This is a genomic window from Pedobacter sp. G11 (genome assembly GCF_003860265.1).
Classification (GTDB): Bacteria; Bacteroidota; Bacteroidia; order Sphingobacteriales; family Sphingobacteriaceae; genus Pedobacter; species Pedobacter agri.
Genome location: NZ_CP034190.1, coordinates 2073512 through 2091001 on the forward strand (window position 1 = coordinate 2073512; position 17490 = coordinate 2091001).

The following is a 17490-nucleotide window of genomic DNA, read 5'->3' on the forward strand; positions in this document are numbered from 1 at the left end:
TGCAATTTAAGCAATTCATGAATCAAATATTGCATCATTCTGTTAGCAATCGGTTAACCAATTAAAACAAATAACCAATTTAAACGCAGGTTAGCATTTCCACCAATTTCACGCACTCAACTGCTTCCTTAACATCGTGTACACGCAATATTCCTGCACCTTTTTGTAATGCGATTGTGTTTAAAACGGTAGTGCCGTTTAACGCATCGGCAGCTGTATTGCCCAAAACCTTATGGATCATTCCCTTTCTTGAAAAACCAACCAGAACCGGAAGCTGGAAAATTTTGAAAGCTTCCATCTCATTAAGCAGTTGATAATTATGAGCAATGGTTTTTCCAAAACCAAAACCGGGATCAATAATTACATCGTGAACTTTTAGCGAACGCAGCACTGCAATCTTTTTTGCCAGATAGTCTATCACTTCAAGTGTTACGTTTTGATAAACAGGGTTCTGTTGCATTGTTTGGGGTGTTCCCTGCATATGCATCATCATATACGGTACCTGGAGTTGCGCTATAGTGGCAAACATCTGTTCATCCATGTCTCCTGCAGAAATATCGTTCACCAGGTGTGCGCCTGCGTAAATGGTTTCTTCGGCTACTTTCGCCCGAAATGTATCAATCGATATGATGGCTTCAGGAAACATTATCGAAATCGCTTCCACCACGGGCACTAGTCTCCGTAATTCTTCAGCAGCTGAAACATCAATAGCTCCAGGTCGTGATGAGTAACCCCCAATATCAATAAAAGTTGCACCTTCCTGTAAAAAATTTTCTGTTTGAGAAAGCGCCTCAGAAATTGATTTGGTTCTGCTGTTACTGTAAAAAGAATCTGGCGTAATGTTTAAGATTCCCATTACTTTAGGCTTGCTCAGATCAATTAACCTGCCTTTTACATTGAGGCTTTTTTTGGGTTCGAAAAAGTTTTTTTCTGCCATAATAAACCCTTCCGGGATTTGGGTTTCGCTTTAAAAATGTATCTTTAGCTTTTGTTCTTTGGCAACAAAAATACATTAAAACTAAATAATTTACCCGAATTGGCACAAACAAATACCGCTATAGAATTTGATGAAGTGATCGCTGTTTGCAGATCGCTATTCCTTAAAAAAACAAAAGATTATGGAACCGCCTGGCGCATTTTACGGCCAAGCTCCATCACCGATCAGATTTTTATTAAAGCGCAACGCATCCGCACACTGGAAGAAAAAAAGGTAAGCTTAGTAGGGGAGAACATCACTTCAGAGTACATTGGTATTGTTAATTATTGCATTATTGCGATGATGCAGCTGGAGTTAACGGAGACTGATCCGAATGAGATGCCTTATGAACTTGTGGAAACATCATTTGAAGAAAAAGTTAGCGAAACAAAGGATTTAATGTTTGCAAAAAATCATGACTATGGCGAAGCCTGGAGAGATATGCGCATTAGCTCATTAACTGATCTGATTTTAATGAAAATATTCCGGGTAAAACAAATAGAAGATAACGAAGGACAAACATTAGCATCTGAAGGTGTTAAAGCAAATTACCAGGATATGCTCAACTATTCGGTATTCGCACTGATCAAATTAGGAGTAAAATAAATAATGAAGAATATAATCTTAAGCATTTCAAGAATTTTTGTTGGCGTTCTCTTTATATTTTCAGGTTTAATTAAAGCCAATGATCCGCTCGGATTTGGTTATAAATTACAGGAATATTTCGAGGTCTTTCACATGAATTTTCTGAGTGGTTCGGCAACTGGTATTGCCATTCTGCTTTGTACGCTTGAGATTATACTTGGTGCGCTTTTACTCCTTGGATTTTGGAGCAGGAAGGTTGCCTGGGGATTATTGCTTTTAATTATTTTCTTCACTCTATTAACATTTGTATCAGCCGCCTTTAAAGTGGTAACCAGCTGCGGCTGTTTTGGCGATGCCATCCCGCTTACACCTTGGCAATCTTTCAGTAAAGATTTGGTTTTATTGGTTTTGATTATCGTGATTTTCATTTACAAAGACCGTATTCATCCGTTATTTAAAAAGGAAGCAGCCCAAAGAAATATTGCGATAGCCATTACTTTAATCGCGTTGGGTTTTGGGATTTTTACCTATAATGTACTTCCGATTATAGATTTTTTACCTTATAAAGTGGGCTCACATATTCCTTCTCAAATGGTAATCCCTCCAGGAGAAAAGCCAGATGAGTATGAAATCATGTATCACCTTGTGAATAAGAAAACGAAGGAAGAGAAAGACATGAGCGACAAAGCTTATCTGAAAACAGAAATCTGGAAAGACAATAATTGGGAAATTGTTGGTGAGCCTGTACAGCGCTTAGTTAAGAAAGGTTATGAGCCGAAAATTAAAGATCTAAAAATAACTGATGCCTCGGGGACTGACTACACCAAAGAATTGATTGAAAACCCATACTATAGTCTGGTTTATGTAGCATACGATTTAAAAAATACCAATCAGGCAGCAATAGGCAAATTGAATGCTTTGGCGATTAATGCTACACAGCAATTTAATATTCGCACCGTATTGTTAACGGCCAATTCAGCTCAGGATGCAGAGGCTTTCGTTAAACAAAATAACCTGTTTTCAGAAGTGTTTTATGCCGATGCGGTTCCATTGAAAAGTATGGTTAGGGCTAATCCTGGTGTGCTATTGCTGAAAAATGGTGTGGTAATAAATAAATGGCATTTCCATAATGTGCCTACTTTCGATCAGCTCAGTAGAAAATATTTCGATAAATAATGATTGGATATGCCATAAAAAAAATGTTGTATGGGTTGCTGGTTATGGCCGGTGTGGTACTCGTTGTTTTTGTGCTGTTTAATATTTTGCCCGGTGATCCGGCAAGGATGACAATGGGTCAAAGAGCGGATGTGCAATCTTTGGAAGCTGTTCGGAAGGAATTCGGTTTAGACCGATCGAAACCAATGCAGTTTGTACTGTATGTAAATGATTTATCTCCAATTAGTGTATTGGAGAATGATAGTATTACGCAAGCCAAATACCACTATGCAAAAATAATCAACTTTGATCAAAACGCATTGGTAATTAAATGGCCTTATTTGCGTAGTTCTTACCAAACCAAACGCGATGTTACGGCAATCCTTTCTGAAACCGTTCCAAATACTTTTATCCTGGCACTCACCGCGATGATTTTCGCTACAATTATTGGTGTGTTTTTGGGTGTTCTTTCAGCTGTCTACAAAGATTCCTGGATCGATAAATCAGCAAACGCTTTTGCTATTTTAGGTATTTCTGCCCCCTCATTTTTTGCCGGAATTATTATTGCCTGGCTTTTTGGATTTGTACTTAGCGACTTTACGGGACTGAAAATGAGTGGCAGCTTGTATTCTTATGATCCGTTTAGTGGAGAAATTTTGACTTTAAGAAACCTTTGGTTGCCAATGATTACTTTGGGGTTGAGGCCTCTTGCAATAATTGTTCAATTAACAAGAAGTGCCATGCTTGATGTACTGGCGCAGGATTATATTCGCACAGCCAGGGCAAAAGGTTTAAGTAGAAATGCAATTATTTATAAACACGCATTAAAAAATGCTTTAAATCCGGTGATTACTGCAATTTCCGGCTGGTTCGCATCTCTGTTGGCCGGTTCATTTTTTGTGGAATATATTTTTGGATATAACGGCTTGGGCAGAACGACAGTAAGCGCACTGGAAATGTCTGATTTTCCTGTTGTAATGGGATCGATACTATTTATTGCCTTTGTTTTTGTGGTGATTAATATCCTTGTGGATATTCTTTATGCATATGTTGATCCAAGGGTGAAATTAGCATAATAAAAAAAAGAATAAATTAAACGTATGAAGATTTTCCTGATCGGATACATGGGTTGTGGCAAAAGTACAAAGGCTAAACAGTTGGCGCATCGTTTGGATTGCCCGGTGATAGATCTAGATGCAGAGATCGTAAATAAATCTGGCAAAACCATAGCGGAGTTTTTTGAGGCTTATGGTGAAAGTGGTTTCAGAACGTATGAAAGCGAAATGCTTAAAACTTTCGATTATCCATCAACTTGTGTGGTGGCAACTGGCGGAGGTTTACCCTGCTTTTTTGATAATATGGAATGGATGAACTTAAACGGACAAACAGTTTATCTTCAAATGGAACCTGCCGCTTTGGTTTCCCGTTTGCACAACCGCCAGAAGCGCCCATTGATCAAAGACCTGGATGATGAGCAGCTGCTGGAGTTCATAAAAGTTAAATTAAAAGAGCGAGATCCGTTTTATACAAAAGCCAAGTTAATTGTTGATGCTTTTGATTTGGATGCTGAGAAATTAGAAGAAGCAATCAGTAGAAATAGTTAATTCGATAAATTCTGATCAATTATTTTTGCGGACAGTAGTGCCAGGGGTATTCCTCCGCCAGGATGAACACTTCCTCCACAAAAATAAAGTCCCTTAATTTTCGAAGAAAAATTTGGATGTCTTAAAAAAGCGGCAAACTGACTGTTCGAACTATTACCATAAAGAGATCCCTGGAAAGAACCTGTTTTGGTCTCAATACTCCGTGGGTCGAGAATTTGCTCACAAATAATATTTTTCGTTAGATCTATTTTTAAGATATCACTTATTTTTTTAAGAATATTTTGCCTGGCTAGGCTAATCAGTTCATCCCAGTTCTGACCCTCATTTGCCGGAACATTAATCATTACAAACCAGTTTTCACTGCCGGCTGGTGCATCTCGTCTGATGTGTTTGGAAGTGATATTGATGTATATCGTCGGATCTTGATCAATGGTTTTGTCTTTCCATATGCCGTCAAACTCAGCCTTGTAATCTTTGGCGAAAAGAATATTATGCAAACCCAATTGAGGATAGGTTCCTTTTACACCCCAATAAAAAATTAAAGCAGAACTGCTTCTTTGCTGTGCCAGCAATTTCTCTGGTGCTTTCAAATTTTTTAATAGGTTTCTATAAGTAAACCAAATGTCGAGATTGGAAATAATTACTTCTGCTTTATGTAACTGATTTTTGCACTTAATTCCTGTTACCTCGCTTGTCTTACCTTCAGCCTGATAAATGATTTCTTCGACTTTGGCATTGAAGTGAAATTTTACGCCTAAATCCTGTGCTAATTTCAAAAGTGACGTCGTGATGCTAAACATTCCCTTCTTTGGCAGATATGCTCCAAAATGATATTCAAAGTGAGGAATTACATTTAAGGTTGCTGGTGCCTGGTAAGGATTTGAGCCATTGTAAGTCGCATACCTGTTGAACAACTGCGCAATTCTTTCATCTTTAAAAAAATGCTGATTAGCCTTTGCCTGTGTTATGAAAGCATCGATTTTACCAAAGCGAAATACAGATTTAAGTGTATCCCAATGTAAATAGCTTTTAATTTTATGAAGTGATCTTTGTAAAAATACCTGGTTGGTTACTTCGTAAATCGTTTGGCTTTTTTTGATAAAATGATGGATTTCTTTTGCGCTTGAACGTGTTTTTTGATCAATTTCATCAGCAAATTTATCCAAGTCGGCATGAGCAATCAGCTGCAGTCCATCTTCGTAAAAATACCGGCAAATCTCATCTAATTTTTCATACTCAAAGTAATCTTGTGGATTTTTCCCAGCCAGTTTAAAAAGCTCATCCACATATTGTGGCATTGTAAATAAACTCGGGCCTGCATCGAACCTAAAATCTTGCAAGTTTATTTCAGCCAGTTTTCCCCCGGGAGCATCATTTGCTTCGAAAACCTTCACTTGATAACCTTTTACAGACATCCGGATCGCAGCGGCAATTCCTGCAATTCCTGCTCCGATAATTATTGCTTTTGGTTTAGGCATGGATTTATTTCAAACCCTCCAAATAAATTTTTGTTTGTTTTTCAACTTCGTTTGTGGCGAATTTTATTGCCGATCCTACACGGGTGGTTTCGGCTTTAACCGGCATTTTGTTGATGGTTGCCAAAGCATCAACATACCATTTACTCCAGGTAGCGATGATATGTTTTTCATCAGCCACAGCCTTACCTTTTTCAATGGCATCTTTGCTCAGCTCAAATTCAGTTTTTAATCTAGCCAAAGCATCATTTTTTACCTGTGAAACGGTTGCTATTGCTGTTTGTTCATCTGCAGAAATTAAACTGTAGGCGGCAGTTAAGCCGCTAATTCCAACGTTTTTCATCTCAGTGGCCGAAACCTTATCAATTCTGTCGTTATCAGTGTGGTAAAAAACATCGGTAAAATGCCACATTAATAAACCTGGAATTTTGCTTTGCAAAAATGGAGTATGATCACTACCGCCTTCAAATGGATTAAAATTAACTGTCCAGTTCGCAAATTTGCCTTGTGCTTTACAGATATCAAAAATAAAGTCGTTAAAGTAGTGTGGGAAAAGATCTTTTTCGGTCACATTTCCAGCGCCCCATTCCGTGTGTTTATCCGTTCCCCTGGTCCAGATGGCAGATGGATCAGGCATTTTTTCAATCAGGAATGAACCTCCGGTTTTTTTGGTGTCTTCGCCAACCATATCCAAACTCATTCCCCACATGATGCCTTTTGCCCGGCTGGTATCTTCCACAATATATCTTCTGGTTGATACAATTTCATCGCCCCACAAAAAAGTTAAAGTGCGTTGCGGTACAATTTTTTTCGCCTGATAAAGCTCTGCAGTAAGCCTGGCCATTTCAGCTAATGTGCCTACTCCACTGGCATTGTCATTAGCCCCGGGCTCTTGTACATGGGCACTGAAAACGAAACGCTCATCAGGTTTTATGTTTCCTTTTACATTCGCTACAATGGTTAGCTCTTCGGAAGGATAAATTTTCGTTTGAATAGAAACTTTCAACTTTATGGAGCCTTTTAAACAAGCAACCTTAAGTTTTTCTTTCGCAGCAAAAGATAGAAGTAAGGTCCAAACCTCGCTATTGGCTTTCATGCTTCCAAACTGAATGGAAGTTTGATGAACTTCGGGTTGTGTATACCTGGGCATGGCATAGCCTAATACACCGATTGCACCAGCATTGGTTGCTAGTTGCAGTAGCCTGGAAGGATGATTTTCGGAAAATACTATTTTGCCTTTAAGATCAAGTTTTGCCAAATCAGCTGCTGATGTTTTCTCAAGAAAAACTACTTCAGCGGTAACGCCATCTGCAGTGGTAGAGCCACAATTTATCGGAATCATGTTGCGGTTCGTTTTAAAAGATATCAATGGCTGTGTTTCTCCAACAATATCAATATTTGCATCAACTGGCTCCCAGGTATTGTTTTTCATGGGGCGTTTTTCAATGCGGTAGGTAAGTGCCGCTTCCACTTCGTTTTGTTTTTGTTTTACAAAACCTGCCTTCTTTAATATGCTTTCTACATAATATATACTGGCATTAAATCCGCTGTTTCCAGGTACACGAAAATATTTTTCTACAAACGCTGTGGTTTCATAGGCATTTTTTTCGTTGAAGCCACTTCGCGTTAATTTGAAATATTCCTGAGTTGTGTTTTGGGCGTAAGTCGTCAATCCCGCAAAGAGCAGTGCAAAAAGTATCTTGATTTTCATTGTCAGTAATAAAGTCGAAAGATACTAAGAATATTCAATCTTGTTTAAGTGTATCGCTTTCCGGTTTTGTGTTTCAAACCTTCATCAACGGATAGTGGTCCTGATCCAACTACCCAAAACATGATGAGTAAGAAGAGTACGAGTACTGATAACCATAATTCTGAATTCGGTGCTGAAAAGCCTGGCGTGAGGTTAACAAAAAATACGGCGAACAGCAAAATCGGAATTTGGATCACAGCTGCAAAACGCGTAACCAGGCCAAGTGTGATTAAAATGCCCCCAACCAAATGCGCAAAAGCGACCACATGAATGCCGACACTAATCATCATCCCTGAAAAGCCAAATACATTGTTTTGAGTGATTAAATTTTGCAAGACAGATGTATCGCTAATAAACGATACGCCCTTACCAAAGATAATTAGCCCAAGAACAATACGTAGATAATCGAGCCATTTCGCATGATGAACATCTCCCCAATGTTCAATTTTACGGATTACGTTCATGATGAACCTCCATTTTTAGTGAATGATATATTAAGTTACGAAATAATATCGGCAAAAGAATTAATGTATTGGAAATCAATAGTTCAGGTATTTAAAATATAATGAGACTAAAGTTTTAACTCATTGATGTAAAATTAACATAAGTTTAATCTGTACCGTTTTGGTTTTCGGTATGAATTTTGTATTATTGTTAAAATAGATAGGTTTTTTATCATGAGCAAAGAAATATTAGAGTTTTCTGTACAAGTAGATGAGAAATTTGACCTAAAATTTAATTGGTTAGATGGCTTTTGGGGAGCCGCATTTAAATTTTTTGCAAAATAATTTTTCAAAATCAATTTTGTGCTGTCAGTTGGCTTACTGATCATAAATTTTTGCGCCTAATATTTTTCAAATTTTTCCCCAATGAAGTCTCTTTAAATCCTGATTATTTGTATTCATTCTGACATTAGCTTTCCACTTTAGTCTTTCAGCTTTTACCCTTATCTTTGCAAATAATGAGTAGAAGAAAACCAGGTACGGTAACCATAGTTCCAAACGTACACATCATTGATATCGCTGAAGAGGGTAAAGGAGTTGGCAAGGCTGATGAGTTAGTAATATTTGTCGACAAGGCTGTGCCCGGAGACGTAGTTGATGTTCGCTTAACAAAAAAGAAAAAGAATTTTGCAGAAGCTATTATTGATCAACTGCATGAAAAATCTGCTTTGCGTACGGATCCGTTTTGCGCTCACTTCGGAACCTGTGGGGGTTGCAAATGGCAGCACATGGGTTATGACTCACAACTAAAATTTAAACAGAAAAACGTGGAAGCAGCTTTACAGCGCCTTGGCAAAGTAGATACTTCCAACGCTGAGCCTATTTTGGGTTCTGCAAAAAATAAATATTATCGCAATAAACTGGAATTTACATTTTCTAATAAACGCTGGTTAGAAAAAGCTGATGTAGAACGCGATGAAGATTTTGATATGAATGCGTTGGGATTTCATGTTCCTCTACGTTTTGATAAGATTCTGGATATTGAGCATTGCTATTTGCAGGATGAACCATCCAACTCCATCAGGAACGCCGTTCGGAAATATGCCTTGGACAATGAGTTGTCATTTTATGATTTACGTAATCATGAAGGGGTGTTGCGTAATTTGATTATTCGAACTTCCAGCACAGGTGAGGTAATGGTTGCGGTTGTATTTGCCTATCCAGATCAAAATCAGGTAGAAGGATTGATGAACTTCTTGAAAGCTGAATTTCCGCAAATTACTTCGTTGCTATATATCATCAACCAAAAAAAGAATGATACGATATTTGATCAGGAAGTGAATGTTTTTGCTGGACGCGATCATATTTTTGAGGAAATGGATGGCATCAGATTTAAAATTGGTGTGAAATCTTTCTACCAAACCAACTCTGAACAAGCTTTTGAATTGTATAAGATTACCCGAGATTTTGCAGGGTTTAAGGGGGATGAACTGGTTTATGACCTGTACACAGGGGCAGGAACCATCGCTAATTTTGTAGCCAAAAATGTTAAACAGGTAGTTGGGGTAGAGTATGTTCCAACAGCTATAGAAGATGCAAAATTCAATTCTCAGTTAAATGGCATAGATAATACCATTTTTTATGCTGGTGATATGAAAGATATTCTGACTGCAGAATTCATTTTGGCTCATGGTAAGCCTGATGTAGTGATTACCGATCCACCAAGAGCGGGAATGCATGCAGATGTTGTGCAGCGTTTGCTTGAAATGGAATCGGAAAAAATTGTATATGTAAGCTGTAATGCGGCTACCCAGGCCAGAGACTTAGAAATGTTAAGCGCCAAATATGAAGTTGCCCGTATTAAGCCGGTAGATATGTTTCCACATACGCAACACGTAGAAAACGTAGTTTTATTGAAGTTTAAAGGATAAAATTGCTTTGAACATTCATTCAATCAATCATTCAAAATTCAATTAATATAAATGGATAGAGAAGAATTATTAGGCGCAACGCCGGAAGATAGCGGAGCACCGCAAAAGAAACAGGAAAGTCCGTTGGTAAGTTTAGAAAAAGACCTGGAATTTTATGCCGACGCGATTAAAGAGGTTGCCATTGAAATTATGGTTGAGGGAATATCTGCTCATCCTATTTTTATTGCGCATCAGCACACCGTAAATATTGGTGAACTCATTTTGAATAAAGAAGAGCTAAATACCGATTGGACGATTCAGGCCTCGACTTTGGAAGAGTTTGTTGAAAAAGGAATTATCAATAAGGAGAAGAAAGAATCGTTTTTAAAGGTTTACAAAAAACCTGAAGATTTTATGTGTGTATTTGTAATTGTTCCTGAAGGCGCAAATTTCATTTATTACCCCTATAAAGGTAAAAGGTAAAAGATTGGTAATTCCGTATTTAACGTTATAAAAAAAGCTACTTTGCATCCACAAAGCAGCTGATTTATCATTAACTAAACTAAATTCTTTTAATTCACATGGTGAACATCACCACTTTTTGAACTTGATGTTTTCTTAAGGGAAGCGTTTCCTTTGTAACTCACATCTCCGCCACCACTGGCAGCAGCCTCCAATCCTTTATTAACAAAGATGCCCACATCCGAGCCGCCTGAAGCTTGTACTTTGGCATAGTTGGTTATAAATTCATAAGCATCAATATCACTGCCACCGCTCGATTGAATCGTCATGTTTTCTGCTTTTCCTTTTAAGCCGATATCGCTACCACCGCTCGATTGAATAGTGATGTCATTGCAAACCACATTCAGCTTTAAATCGGATCCTCCTGAAGAACGGATGGCCAGTTTATCAGTTTTCAACTGATTTTGAGTGAATACATCAGAACCTCCAGACGCAGCTAATGCCGTTAGTGTTTTATAATTCACGTATGCTTTAATGGTGCGGTTTTTAAAAAGGCCACTCCAGTTAATACCATCTCTAAATTTAATATTAATGTTGCTGCCGTTTTGCTCAACAACAATATCTTCAAGCGTTTTTTCATCCGATTTGATGGTTACTGCTTCACTTCCTCCTTGAGTTAAATACAAGTCTATACCGCTGCTTACCCCAATGCTATTAAAATTTTTGACTGGGTAATTTTTCGATTCTTGAGCTTTCGCCATGTAACTGCTCCCAATAATAAGTAATAGGGCAGTCGATCTAATGAATAATTTCATGGTTTTTGTTTTTGGTTATTCATTAGACGCTGCTCAAGTCAAAACGTTGCAAGCAATCGAAATTATTTTTCAAATAGTTTGAATTTCATGCTTAAAATCGTTCTTTTTGTATTCAACCTATTTGATACAATGGCATCGCAACTTTTAATTCTCAATAAGAAACAAATTCAGCAAAAGATAGATCGCATCGCTTACCAAATTTTAGAAGATAATTTGAACGAAAAGGAAATCGTGCTTGCCGGAATCTGGGATCGTGGATATAAGCTTGCCATTCGCTTAGAAAGAGTTTTAAAAAAAATATCGGGTTTTAAGCTTACGCTTTTGCGTATCGATCTTCAGAAGGAAAGCAGTAAACTGGTTGCCAAAACAGATTTGGATGAAAGCCACTGGAGAAATAAGGTGATCATTATTATTGATGATGTGCTAAATAGCGGTAAAACGCTTGCTTACGGCTTGGGTGTGTTTTTGAATACCCCGCACAAGAAAATCCGCACTGTGGTTTTGGTAGATAGAAGCCATAAAATTTTTCCTATCGCTACAGATTTTGTTGGACTGGAGTTAGCTACGATTTTGAAAGAACATGTAGATGTAGTGATGGATGTGGATGGCGAAGAAGACCGCGTTTATCTGAGTTAATTTTCATTGCCGACGCTATTAACGTAAATACACTTGCAATTAACCCCGATTTTTTGCAACTTTCATGCATGTATCATCCCCAAAAGAATTCTTTTATTTTTTGCTTTTTCTCCTGGTACATTCAATTTATCATTAAGAAAGATTTTTCAGCTTTTAATTACGATCGGACTGATATTAAGGCAGATTCTTCAATATTATTATTAAGCAATCATTTTAGCTGGTGGGATGGTTTCTTCATCTTTTATCTAAACAAAAAGATTTTTAAGAAAAAATTTCATGTTCTTGTAAATTCAGATAATTACAACAAAGTTGGTTTTCTAAAATACCTTGGCGCATTTGCGGCAGAAAATAAAGGAAAGGATGTTTTGGAAACGCTAAGCTATGCCGGTAAACTTTTAGATGATCCTGAAAACCTGGTTTTAATTTTTCCACAAGGTAAGTTGCACTCCAATCATGAAAAAAATATCGATTTCAAAAAGGGGGTAATGCAAGTAATCAATTCCAGTAAAAAAAAGGTTAGCATAATATTCTCAGCCACTTTTATCGATTACTTCTCTAAAAGAAAACCAACTGTAAACATTTATCTTCAGCATTGGGAAAATGAAGAATACGTAAGTTTGCAATTATTAAAAAGTGCTTATAATAAACATTACGATCAGTCGCTTGTTAAACAAACACAAATTACTGAATGACAATATTTATTTATGCGGTTTTGATTTTCCTGGTCATCAGGTTTTCAGTAACTGTTTTCAACTTTCTTTCTAACCCGAAATTACCCAGGGTTGTTAAGCATTACCACGATCTGGTTTCCATTCTTATTCCAGCCCGCAATGAGGCAGAAAATATCATTACATTGCTCGAATCAATAAGAGATCAGGATTATTCAAACTATGAAGTTATTGTGCTTGATGATGACAGCACTGATCAAACTTTTGAGCTTGTAAATGCTTTTAGTGAAACTACACCTAAATTTAACATTGTAAAAGGAAAGCCACTTCCTACAAGCTGGCTCGGTAAAAATTATGCCTGTCATCAACTTGCAGAATTGGCCAACGGAAAATACCTGCTTTTTATAGATGCAGATGAATCTATAAAAAAAGGGCTCATCAACAGTTTAATTGATAGAATGGAGAAAGGCAACTTAGCTTTGCTGAGTGTTTTCACCAATCAAATTATGAAAACAATCGGTGAAAAGTTAACCGTTCCGCTGATGCATTTTATTTTACTGAACTTACTTCCAATGCGATTGGTTAAATTTTCGGAAAACCCCGCCTTTGCTGCAGCGAGCGGGCAATGCATGTTTTTTAAAGCCAGCAGATATAGAGATAATCAATGGCATATGCAGGTAAAACATATGGTAGTAGAAGATGTTGAGATAATGAAGTTAGTGAAACAACGAAAATATCATGCAGAGGCACTTTTGGCCAACAACCTGATTTATTGCAGAATGTATAAAAACCTTAATGAAAGCCTAAGCGGGTTTAGTAAAAATTTACTAGCGGGTTTTGGTAATAACATTTTAATATTGCTATTTTACCAGCTTTTGGTAGTTATAGGGCCAGTAATTTTATGTTTAAACTTTAATGCAGATTTGCTGGTATTACCAATAACATTAATTGTTTTAAGCAGACTGATGATTTCCTATTTATCAGGGCAGAATGTTTTAATAAATTTGATTTTACATCCATTACAGATGTTATTCTTTTTAATTATTTCATTGATTTCAATACAAAAACACATATTAAAAAAAGGTACATGGAAGGGCAGAACGATCAAAGCGATTTAAAAGTTAAAAAAATTGCAGTTGCTGTAATCATTATTTTTCATTTGGTGGGCTTGATTGGTTTCTTATTGCCGGTAACACAACCTTATTTTATCAAACTGGTTCCTTTTCACCTATTGCTGATGTTTGCTATTATCTTATTCACTTACAATGCCAACATTAAAAGGTTGCTGCTTTTTGTTTCAGGTGTTTTTCTGTGCGGTTTCCTGGTTGAAGTTTTAGGTGTTCATACGGGGAAGATATTTGGAAGTTATTACTATGGCGACACATTAGGATACAAAATTGCGGCGGTTCCAATATTAATGGGCGTAAACTGGGTTATTTTAATATTCAGTGTGGGGCAGATGATGAAAAGCCTGAAAATTAGAAACAGTATCCTGGCATCAGTTTTAGGTGCGATAACACTCGTTATTTTCGATTACTTTTTAGAGCCTGTAGCCATGAAGTTTGACTACTGGGAGTGGGATTTACACGAAATTCCAGGTCAAAATTTCGTAGCCTGGTTTATCGTTTCGCTTATTTTATTTAAATTTTATTATGCCCTGGGCTTAAAGCAGCAAAAATACATTGGTACAGCAATGTTCGTTTCGCAGCTAATCTTTTTTGTTGTCTTGTACATGACAACCGGATCAAATATTTTTGCTTAATTTTGCAACACAATGGGTTATAATCTACAAGTCAATATCGATAAATCATCAGGCTTTTGCTTTGGCGTTGTCTATGCAATTGAGATGGCAGAAGATATTCTGGATAATGAGGGATATTTGTACTGTCTTGGTGATATTGTTCATAATGATGAAGAAGTTGAGCGTTTAACTAACCGTGGTTTAAAAATCATTGATCATGATTTTTTAAAAGACTTAAAAAATGAGAAGGTTTTAATCAGGGCACATGGTGAAGCACCTTCAACTTATCAGTTAGCGCTTGAAAACAATCTTACGCTGATTGACGCATCCTGCCCGGTAGTTTTGAAACTCCAAAACAGAATTAAAAACTCTCATGATGACGAGGAGCAGATTTTAATCTTCGGTAAACATGGCCATGCGGAGGTGATTGGTTTACAAGGTCAAACTGATGGAAAAGCAATTGTATTTCAGGATTTGGCTGAGCTGGATGGTGTAGAATTGCCTTCGAAATTTACACTATATAGCCAAACAACTAAAAGCGTTGATAAATTTTATCACATCAAAGATCAACTGCTGTCACGTGGCTATGAGGTTAAAGCAAACGATACGATTTGCCGCCAAGTATCAAATCGTTACGAAGAGTTGGAAAACTTTGTAAGTCATTACGACAAAATTGTTTTCGTATCAGGTAAAAAGTCATCCAACGGAAAAGTGCTTTATGATGTATGCAAAAAGTACAATGATAATTCTTATTTCATTTCGAATGTGGAAGAGTTAAATCAGAACTGGTTTAACGAGAACGACAAAGTTGGCATTTGCGGCGCTACTTCCACACCAATGTGGTTGATGGAAAAAGTTAAAGCCGAACTGGAAACCTACTAAAAGAACCTTTCCTTAAATCAATTTTCGGTTTAAGCTGTTTAATCGAACAAACAAGAAGATTAATAACTAAATTGAAAAGTTTCAACTCATTTTCAGGAATTTTAGTCGCATCAACGGTAATAATCTGTTGGTTTACCTCCTTGTTTTTTTTACTGCGATGGGATTTCGATTGGAGCAACCCATTTGTTTACCTAATGGTTTTAGTGCAAATGCATTTGTATACGGGATTATTTATTACTGCCCATGATGCCATGCATGGCACCATTTCCTCAAATAAAACCATTAATAATTTCTTCGGTTATCTTGCCGTATTTATATATGCCGGGTTTTTTTATAACCGGTTATATACCAAGCATCACCAACACCATAGTCATGTACATACCGAAGCTGATCCAGATTTTGCACTCCATGGTTTCTGGAAATGGTATTTTCGTTTTATGATGAATTACGTTACCATCATTCAATTGGTAATTATGGCGATTGCTTATAATGTACTGAATATTTGGGTTGAGGAAAAGAATCTGCTACTTTTTTGGGTGTTACCATCATTAATGAGTACGTTTCAGTTATTCTATTTTGGAACTTACTTACCACATAAGGGTGAACATGATAATGAATACCACGCCTCAACATTACAAAAAAATCATTTTGTAGCTTTTATTACCTGCTATTTTTTTGGGTATCATTTAGAACATCATCAAAAACCCAGTATGCCCTGGTGGCAGTTGTATAAAACTAAATAATACTGGTAAGGCTTTTTACTAAATCTTGATACTTTGTACTGAATACTTGCAACTAAAAAAGCGATATTTGCGCCACAGAACATATTTTAATACGAGATGAGCAAAAAGGGAATTTTACTGGTAAATTTAGGAACACCTGATAGTCCGCAAACTTCAGACGTTAAAAAGTATCTCGATCAGTTTTTAATGGATGAGCGTGTAATTGACATTCCTAAGTTAAACAGAACATTATTGGTAAAAGGAATTATCGTTCCTTTCCGTAGCCCGAAAACTGCCAAACTGTATAAAGAAATATGGAATGAAAATGGCTCACCACTTTTGTATTATAGCCGCCTGCAAGCTAAAATGTTGCAGGAGAGGTTAGGCGAAGAATACCACGTTGAGCTTGCAATGCGTTACCAAAGTCCATCTATTGCATCTGCGTTAGCCAATTTAAAAGCAGGTTTAGTTGAAAGTATTCAGGTTATCCCAATGTTTCCACAATATGCATCTGCAAGTTCTGGCTCGGTAATGCAACTGGTGATGGAATTGGTGAGTAAATGGCCAACTGTTCCGCCGATATCATTTGTTAATTCGTTTCACGATAATGAATTGATGATTAAAGTTTTTGCAGAAAATGCCCGCAAGCACCAGGTAGAAAGTTATGATCATGTATTATTCAGTTTCCACGGCCTACCAGAAAGACAGTTGCTTAAATGTGATCACACTGGAAGTTATTGTTTGAAAAATGCTGATTGCTGCCAAACTTTAAATGATACGAATAAGTTTTGCTACTCTGCCCAAGGGCATGATACAGCCAGGTTAATTGCTGCTGAATTAAACCTTGCAAAGGATAAATACACGGTTTGTTTCCAGTCTCGCTTAGGAAAAGAACCATGGGTACAACCTTATACTACTGATGTATTGAAGAAACTTGCGGCTGAAGGGAAAAAACGCCTATTGGTATTTAGCCCTGCTTTTGTGGCCGATTGTTTGGAAACACTGTACGAAATTACAGTTGAATATCATGAAGAGTTTAAAGCATTGGGTGGTGAGCATGTTCAGCTGGTTGAAAGTTTAAATGATAGCCCGGTATTTATTGAGGCACTCGCCGGAATGGTTAAATAGGTAATTTTATGGCTAGATTTATTATTTTAATGGGTGTTTCCGGAAGTGGTAAAACTGTTATAGGTAAAGCGCTAGCACCAAAATTAAACGCAGAATTTATTGATGGTGATAACCTGCACTCACAGCGAAATGTGGATAAAATGGCTGCGGGAATACCCCTTACAGACGAAGATCGGCTGGATTGGTTAAATCTGATTGCAAAGGTTGGTTATGATCATGCAGCACATGGAACCACTTGCATCATTGCCTGCTCTGCGCTTAAAAAGAAATACCGTGATAATTTAAGGTCAAATAATCCTGCTATGAAGTTTATTTATTTAAAAGGAAATTATGATCTTATCTACAGCCGTATTGCTAAGAGATCACATCAATATATGCCTGCTAGCTTACTTAAAAGCCAGTTCGATACTTTAGAAGAACCTCAAAACGATGAGCCTGATGTGTTTGTAGTTTCAATCGATCAGGAAATTTCCGGTATTGTTAGCGATGTTGTTAACGCTGGTTTGGTTTAAATGTAACGTATTTCTCAACTAGTTTA

General features: G+C 37.1%; 20 protein-coding genes. 15 read left to right on the forward strand and 5 right to left on the reverse strand.

Annotation, left to right across the window (positions count from 1 at the left end):
* Positions 1-79: 79 nt before the first annotated feature.
* Complete coding sequence (gene folP / locus EA772_RS09055; protein ID WP_124912618.1) at positions 80-937, reverse strand: dihydropteroate synthase; 858 nt, start codon at positions 935-937, stop codon at positions 80-82.
* Between the two features lie 99 nt (positions 938-1036).
* On the opposite strand from folP, the gene EA772_RS09060 reads away from it, so the two are divergent.
* Genes EA772_RS09060 through EA772_RS09075 form a run of 4 tightly spaced genes read left to right on the forward strand, consistent with a single transcriptional unit; the run spans position 1037 to position 4320 of the window.
* Positions 1037-1582 carry a DUF1599 domain-containing protein gene (locus EA772_RS09060; protein WP_124912620.1) on the forward strand — a complete coding sequence of 182 codons (546 nt, stop codon included), beginning with the start codon at positions 1037-1039 and terminating at the stop codon, positions 1580-1582.
* Between the two features lie 3 nt (positions 1583-1585).
* The gene (locus tag EA772_RS09065) at positions 1586-2737 is read left to right on the forward strand and encodes a BT_3928 family protein (RefSeq protein ID WP_124912622.1); all 1152 of its coding nucleotides are present in this window, start codon (positions 1586-1588) and stop codon (positions 2735-2737) included.
* Positions 2737-3792, forward strand: coding sequence for an ABC transporter permease (locus EA772_RS09070; RefSeq protein ID WP_124912624.1), 1056 nt, complete (start codon positions 2737-2739; stop codon positions 3790-3792). Before EA772_RS09065 ends, EA772_RS09070 begins: the two co-directional genes overlap by 1 nt.
* Positions 3793-3816: 24 nt before the next feature.
* A complete protein-coding gene (locus tag EA772_RS09075; protein WP_124912626.1) occupies positions 3817-4320 on the forward strand; it encodes a shikimate kinase in 504 nt (167 codons plus the stop codon).
* Here EA772_RS09075 and crtD read toward each other — a convergent pair.
* The 3 genes from crtD to EA772_RS09090 are packed head-to-tail and all read right to left on the reverse strand — an operon-like array spanning position 4317 to position 8009.
* Positions 4317-5798, reverse strand: coding sequence for a 1-hydroxycarotenoid 3,4-desaturase CrtD (gene crtD / locus EA772_RS09080; RefSeq protein ID WP_124912628.1), 1482 nt, complete (start codon positions 5796-5798; stop codon positions 4317-4319). The genes EA772_RS09075 and crtD overlap by 4 nt on opposite strands.
* 4 nt (positions 5799-5802) lie before the next feature.
* Positions 5803-7506 carry a M28 family peptidase gene (locus EA772_RS09085; RefSeq protein ID WP_124912630.1) on the reverse strand — a complete coding sequence of 568 codons (1704 nt, stop codon included), beginning with the start codon at positions 7504-7506 and terminating at the stop codon, positions 5803-5805.
* A 44-nt stretch (positions 7507-7550) separates the two neighbouring features.
* On the reverse strand, positions 7551-8009 hold the full coding sequence (locus tag EA772_RS09090; RefSeq protein ID WP_010603220.1) for a DoxX family protein: 459 nt from the start codon (positions 8007-8009) through the stop codon (positions 7551-7553).
* Between the two features lie 213 nt (positions 8010-8222).
* Here EA772_RS09090 and EA772_RS09095 point away from each other — a divergent pair, with 213 nt between their 5' ends.
* From EA772_RS09095 to EA772_RS09105, 3 genes are all read left to right on the forward strand, one after another.
* Positions 8223-8333, forward strand: a complete 111-nt coding sequence (locus EA772_RS09095) for a hypothetical protein (RefSeq protein ID WP_010603219.1) — start codon at positions 8223-8225, stop codon at positions 8331-8333.
* 173 nt (positions 8334-8506) lie between these two features.
* Entirely contained in the window at positions 8507-9919 is a 1413-nt protein-coding gene (rlmD, locus tag EA772_RS09100) for a 23S rRNA (uracil(1939)-C(5))-methyltransferase RlmD (protein ID WP_124912632.1), read from the forward strand.
* A 51-nt stretch (positions 9920-9970) separates the two neighbouring features.
* Entirely contained in the window at positions 9971-10381 is a 411-nt protein-coding gene (locus EA772_RS09105; protein WP_116170307.1) for a hypothetical protein, read from the forward strand.
* An 89-nt stretch (positions 10382-10470) separates the two neighbouring features.
* Here EA772_RS09105 and EA772_RS09110 read toward each other — a convergent pair whose 3' ends face one another.
* A complete protein-coding gene (locus EA772_RS09110) occupies positions 10471-11175 on the reverse strand; it encodes a head GIN domain-containing protein (protein ID WP_010603414.1) in 705 nt (234 codons plus the stop codon).
* A gap of 87 nt (positions 11176-11262) precedes the next feature.
* Between EA772_RS09110 and EA772_RS09115 the strand changes: the two genes are divergently transcribed.
* The 8 genes from EA772_RS09115 to EA772_RS09150 all read left to right on the forward strand — a co-directional run bounded on the left by EA772_RS09115 (position 11263) and on the right by EA772_RS09150 (position 17464).
* Positions 11263-11811 carry a phosphoribosyltransferase family protein gene (locus EA772_RS09115; protein ID WP_010603413.1) on the forward strand — a complete coding sequence of 183 codons (549 nt, stop codon included), beginning with the start codon at positions 11263-11265 and terminating at the stop codon, positions 11809-11811.
* A gap of 68 nt (positions 11812-11879) precedes the next feature.
* Positions 11880-12503 (forward strand): 1-acyl-sn-glycerol-3-phosphate acyltransferase, encoded by a 624-nt coding sequence (locus tag EA772_RS09120; protein ID WP_124912634.1) that lies wholly within the window; start codon positions 11880-11882, stop codon positions 12501-12503.
* Positions 12500-13597, forward strand: a complete 1098-nt coding sequence (locus EA772_RS09125; protein ID WP_124912636.1) for a glycosyltransferase family 2 protein — start codon at positions 12500-12502, stop codon at positions 13595-13597. Before EA772_RS09120 ends, EA772_RS09125 begins: the two co-directional genes overlap by 4 nt.
* Positions 13567-14241, forward strand: coding sequence for a carotenoid biosynthesis protein (locus EA772_RS09130; RefSeq protein WP_124912638.1), 675 nt, complete (start codon positions 13567-13569; stop codon positions 14239-14241). The genes EA772_RS09125 and EA772_RS09130 overlap by 31 nt, the downstream gene beginning before the upstream one ends.
* A 12-nt stretch (positions 14242-14253) precedes the next feature.
* A complete protein-coding gene (locus EA772_RS09135; RefSeq protein ID WP_124912640.1) occupies positions 14254-15102 on the forward strand; it encodes a 4-hydroxy-3-methylbut-2-enyl diphosphate reductase in 849 nt (282 codons plus the stop codon).
* A gap of 140 nt (positions 15103-15242) precedes the next feature.
* A complete protein-coding gene (locus EA772_RS09140) occupies positions 15243-15845 on the forward strand; it encodes a fatty acid desaturase (protein WP_246834079.1) in 603 nt (200 codons plus the stop codon).
* Positions 15846-15941: 96 nt separating this feature from the next.
* Positions 15942-16952 (forward strand): ferrochelatase, encoded by a 1011-nt coding sequence (gene hemH, locus EA772_RS09145; protein WP_124912644.1) that lies wholly within the window; start codon positions 15942-15944, stop codon positions 16950-16952.
* An 8-nt stretch (positions 16953-16960) separates the two neighbouring features.
* The gene (locus EA772_RS09150; RefSeq protein WP_124912646.1) at positions 16961-17464 is read left to right on the forward strand and encodes a gluconokinase; all 504 of its coding nucleotides are present in this window, start codon (positions 16961-16963) and stop codon (positions 17462-17464) included.
* The last annotated feature ends 26 nt before the right edge of the window (positions 17465-17490 follow it).